Source organism: Trinickia sp., from assembly GCF_035492435.1.
GTDB lineage: Bacteria > Pseudomonadota > Gammaproteobacteria > Burkholderiales > Burkholderiaceae > Trinickia.
The window spans coordinates 1-4890 of sequence record NZ_DATJJF010000191.1 but is presented as its reverse complement, the minus strand read 5'-3'; the positions used below and the strand labels follow the sequence as shown (position 1 = coordinate 4890).

At 60.9% G+C, this 4890-nt stretch carries 4 protein-coding genes; all 4 read right to left on the bottom strand.

The window, feature by feature from the left end:
• The coding region (locus VL598_RS13805) for a type VI secretion protein IcmF/TssM N-terminal domain-containing protein (protein ID WP_325327293.1) at positions 1–2099 on the bottom strand (2099 nt) is incomplete at its 3' end.
• Positions 2100–2124: 25 nt separating this feature from the next.
• The gene (gene tssL / locus VL598_RS13800) at positions 2125–3477 is read right to left on the bottom strand and encodes a type VI secretion system protein TssL, long form (protein ID WP_325327292.1); all 1353 of its coding nucleotides are present in this window, start codon (positions 3475–3477) and stop codon (positions 2125–2127) included.
• A gap of 4 nt (positions 3478–3481) precedes the next feature.
• Positions 3482–3763: a PAAR domain-containing protein gene (locus VL598_RS13795; protein WP_325327291.1), complete on the bottom strand. Its 282-nt coding sequence runs from the start codon at positions 3761–3763 to the stop codon at positions 3482–3484.
• 36 nt (positions 3764–3799) lie between these two features.
• Positions 3800–4660, bottom strand: a complete 861-nt coding sequence (locus VL598_RS13790) for a DUF4123 domain-containing protein (RefSeq protein WP_325327290.1) — start codon at positions 4658–4660, stop codon at positions 3800–3802.
• Between the last annotated feature and the right edge of the window lie 230 nt (positions 4661–4890).

Here is a 4890-nt window from a genome sequence, read left to right as displayed (position 1 = left end):
AGACGATCTTCGAGTGCATCGTAGGTTCGGCGGCTTTCGGCCACGATGTTTGGCGCTGTGTAGAGGCCGTAGCGCCATGAGGTGCCCGGGTCCGATAGGCTCAGGCCGGGAAAGGTGGGCAGATCGCGCGCCTCGGTGAGCGTATCGGGCACGGCTTGCGGCTTGGGTTCCTTGTAGAGTTGCGCGACGCGGGCCGCGAGCGGGCGCGCCTTGGCGCCGATCGCTTCGGCATAGGTTTGGTTGTGGCCGAAGCTTAGGTAGAGGCCCATTGCTAGCCAGGCGAAGAATGCGATGACCAACGTGTGGGCGAGCAGGCGTGCCAGCCGGGAGCGGTGCTCCCAGCGCAGGTTCGGCGTGACGAGATGGGACTCGGGGAAGATGACGCGCTTGAATAGGTCGTGGAGGAAGTAGCTTTGGCGCCCCTCCTGCCGTTGCACGGCGACGGCGCGGTCTTTTTCTTCTTGCGTCGATGCGAGACGTTGCGCGACCGAACGCCGCTCGGCCACAATCTCGCTGTCAGCTTGGAGCGCGCTCGCGAAGTACACGCCGCGTAGCGACGAATGCAATTCGGTGGTGTCGTAGCGGGGGTCGAGGAAGGCCCGTTCGATCAGGTCGACCAGCGGACTCACGATCGCGGCGAATTCCTGGCTGAGCGTCCTTATCCGCCCGCGCTTAGAAGCATCGTATTCGTCGCCCAAGCGCGTGTCGCGCACGGCGGCGAGTCGCCCGGCAAGCTGGTTCAGCTCATCGAAGCAGCGCGCCCTCAGCCCCTCCTTTGCGACCGCTTTCTTTCCCTGCGCAAGCGTGAACCCCCACGTCTGCGAGCGGCCTTCGGACGTCAATGCGCCGACGTAATCGCTGAAGCCAGTCATGCGATCCATCTTCGTGACGATCAGATAAACCGGAAACCGGATCCCCAACTGCTCACGCATCTCGGTCAAGCGTGCATGCAGCGCGACCGCCTCCGCGCCCCGCACGTTCTCGTCGTCGCTTGTGAGCGATGCAAGATCGACAAACACCAGCGCCCCGTTGACGGGGGCACGTGGCCGGCGTTGACGCAACGTGCGCAGAAAGCCTAACCACTCGGCACTATCGATCTCACGCCGGTCGGCGCGTGGGGTTCGACCGCGGGATACGCTTGTGATGCGCGAAGCGGAAGCTGGGGCATCAGCATTGCGCCGTGCTCCCTCAACCTTGGCGTCAGCGTCAGAGACCGCCGCCGGCGCATTGCCGAGCGATCCATCCGCCTTTGCATCGCCGCTCCCGGCTGTTGCATCCCCCGCCTCGTTCGCAGCCCGCATGTTCTGCTCCTTACCGTCCTCATCGACGTCCTGAACCAGCGAGGTACCGTGGCGAGTGTAGTAGCCGGCGGTGTCGATCAGCACTGCCTCGTTCGTCAGCCGCCAGTTCAGCGCGGCAGCCTCGCCGCGCTGAACACCTGCCGATTGCTGCATCCGCTCAGCGACAGGAAACGACAGGCCGCCGTTGAGCAATGCGCTCGTCTTGCCCGAACCGTTGGATCCGAGTGTGATGAACCACGGCACCTCGTACAGATAACGTTTGCCCTGAAACAACTTTGCCAGACCGTAGGCGCCGGTGCGCATCGATCGAAGCCGCGCGAGCGCGCCTGCTACGATTGCGTCGACATCCCCTAAGCGCGACGCCGCCGGCGACTCCTCCTGTTTGCTGCCAAAGTACAGCAGCTTCTTGAGAAACAACTCGTCTTCGCGCATCCATCGCCTGAGGCGAAATAGCCAGTAGACGACAAACGCCCCTACCAGCAAACCAATTGCCGTCAAACGCGCCGACACGGGTTCAAATAACGCGGCATGCCCGAAGGAAAGCAGCGGCGACGCATACCAGATCAGCGTACACAGCAACGCCATCAACACGGCGCTCAGCGACCTCTCGGCGAGCCAGAGGACTGCGCCGGCCGCGAGCAATGCGATCAGCAGTGCGCGCATACCTGCGCCGGCGAGGGGCTTGAGCCCACCGTACGCAACGAATGGTCCGACGAACCAAATCACCAGCGAAATAACGATGAGCGAGAGAAAAGCTAGGAACTGGCGCGGCGCCAGAAACGGCAAGAGCTTCTTCATGTTCTATTCCGGAAACGGTTCGGGCCTATCGCGCCACGATGATTTCGACGCGTCGGTTTTGCGCGCGCCCTTGCGCGGTGCGGTTGTCACCGATCGGATCGGAATTGCCCTTGCCGACCGCCTCGAGCCGGCTTGCCGGCACACCTGCCGCTTGCAGCATCTGCATGACCTGCGTGGCCCGTTCTTCGGATAACGCCTGGTTCGAAGAAAACCGTCCGCGACGGATTGGAATGTTGTCCGTGTATCCAAGTACGGTGACCTTCCCCGGCACCTTGGCAATCTCGTTAGCGATCTTCGTGATGAGCGGACCCATCGATGATTTGACGGCGGCGCCACCGGTCTCGAACATCGCATCGCCACGGAAGGTCACCGCGCTACGGCTCGCATCCTCATCAACACTGACGGTGCGCGCCGCGATCTCGTTCTTGAGCAGTTGTTTGAGATGCAGTGAGGGAGAAGTGGGCTCGGGCACGGCAGGGCCGATCGGTGGCGGTGGCGCCTCGCTAGCAATCTCCGCGATTTGTTTTTCAAGTTCTGCGCTGCGGCTGAACAGTTGGTACTTGTACCATCCGAACATCGTTAGCAAGATCACCGACAGCACGGTCACGGTAATCCATAGCGGCAACTCGAAGAAGGACGGCCGCTTACTTTGCACCTGCACGTTCGCATAGGCGTTGGGGGACAACGCCGTCGGCGCTGGTCCACGCGGCGCCATCGCTTCCTGATAGAGACGTTTGCGCACCGCGTCGTGCTTGTCTTTTCCGCCGCCTTCGTGTCGATAACGGCCTTCGAAGCCATAGCTGAGCACGTGGAAGATCACCAGGAGAAGGTCTCGATGTTCGTCAGGATCCTCAAGTAGGCGACCTATCAGCAAATAGACCTTTTCTCCCCCCTTGCGGTCTTGGCTGAAGCTGGTCACGAGTCCGTTGCGAATCCATTCGCTTCCCGACGAGACACCCTTGCCCCACTCTGTCTGCATCGCGACCTCGTCAAGCGCCGTGCATAGGCAATACCTAGCGCCGATCATGTGATCGTGGCGGATGTTGGCCTGTTCGCATAGCTGCCGAAACGTGTGCATTTCCTGTTTGAGCAGCATGCACAACGTGGCGACCGCTTCTTTCGACGCGAGCTTGCGCGGCATCTCCGCTTGGGCGGATAGCAAAACTTCGGCGGCTTCCAGCAAGGGATTTTCGGCTGCCTTGACCTTTTCAAGACGCTCCGCAAACGGTACCGTTGGAGGTATCTCTCGCGGAGATTCCGCAGCGGTGGACGCAACCCCAACGGCCACCCTGACGCCATTTTCAGAGTCAGGCGCGACCGCCTCGGCGGACACCTGATCTATCAATTCTGGCTCGATGTGTAGGCGTACTTTTGCCATCCCCTTAACCTCCTATGCTCGCTGTGCCGCTACCAATCAGCGCGCAGCCGCATTCCGTACGGTGACCATGCAACGCCACCCGGTTGCCGCCGATCATGAGTGTCGGATGCGCTTCGATGATCTTATTGACGCCGTGCGGACTGCCATCCGGATACTTTTGCGGGCAATCGACGAGATCGAACAGACGCGCGATCCCCTTGTCCCCGACCATGTGAGTGCCGGAGCCGGTAATCACACGACCGCCGTGCGTAGTTCTGTCGCCAACAACGATGAATTGCAGTGCCATATCGATTTTGTGTTCAGGTTTTGATATCGCCGCTAATTAAGCGAGCGAACTATGTTTGGCGGCAAGCGCATCCCACACGTGAGGAGGCACCGCTTCCAGTGCAGCACGAAGTCCAACACCAGACTGCCTGCGTGCTTCGAGCGCTTGGGCAACCTGCGGTTGGCTGTCAAATTCCATCCCGAGCAGGTAGGTTTTCTCGCAAAAGCGCAATCGATCAGTCGGCTCGGTCAGTCCCCAGCTAAGCGCTCTCTCGTAGCGAGGCATGAAGGCAGCGAGCCGCTTCAAATATGGAGGCGTGCCGTCGACTAGTTCGGCTTCGATCAGCACGGCCAACAATTCGTCGGGCTCTGTGTGCGCAGTCAGCGCGTCCACATCCCCTTGCTCCAGTTCGATCATGATCGACTTGCAAATCTTGGCGCCCGACAAGGTGTCGTTCTCGATACGCTGCCAGTTCGCGTGACGTCCTCGGTACATCCACCGCTCGATCGGCCCCATGAATATGTCAAGGATCTGGTCGCCCCAGAGCCGGCAGACCATTCCCGTATTCCGTGGATCGAAGAAGCGAACCATTGCCGTCACGCCATCCCCGATGTCGGCAAATAGAAAAGCGCGAAGATGCGCTGCCAGTTGATCGGCGGCGACACGCCCCCAGACAAGCGACAAACAAGGCGAGTGACGGTCGATTCGGTCGAGTTCGGTCACCCAATCGGCGTCAGGGTCCGGCACAGGTACGAGGAAGAGCGAGGCGGCATCCAGCTCCGCTTCGGGCAGCCCTTCATAGACGTTCAAGCATTGAATGCCGGCACGCTCAAACAGCCTTTGTATTCGCCCCGGGGCCGCCGCGCCATCGACCAGCGCGAATAGGCTCTCGTGGCCAGGCTTATGAAGTAATTCCATAGGTATGTCTCAATGAGGTGTAGCGCCGCGCTATGTCCGCACGCGGCACGGCCGAGCCACAGCATCAAGCTACGGCGGCCTCGGGGAACTCGAACATTTGCAGCGCAACGGATAGCGAATCGCTCGCCAGCCATGGCAAACGCTGCGCGCCGACGAACACGATCCGCGGCCAGCCATATCCGCCCGGCGCGTATTCGTGGAAATACGGCACACGGAACCAGCACCGGCTG

Bases quoted from the DNA above. Each gene is read 5' to 3' on its own strand.
- tssL (WP_325327292.1), bottom strand. From the start codon at position 3,477: ATGGCAAAAGTACGCCTACACATCGAGCCAGAATTGATAGATCAGGTG.
- VL598_RS13795 (WP_325327291.1), bottom strand. From the start codon at position 3,763: ATGGCACTGCAATTCATCGTTGTTGGCGACAGAACTACGCACGGCGGT.
- VL598_RS13790 (WP_325327290.1), bottom strand. From the start codon at position 4,660: ATGGAATTACTTCATAAGCCTGGCCACGAGAGCCTATTCGCGCTGGTC.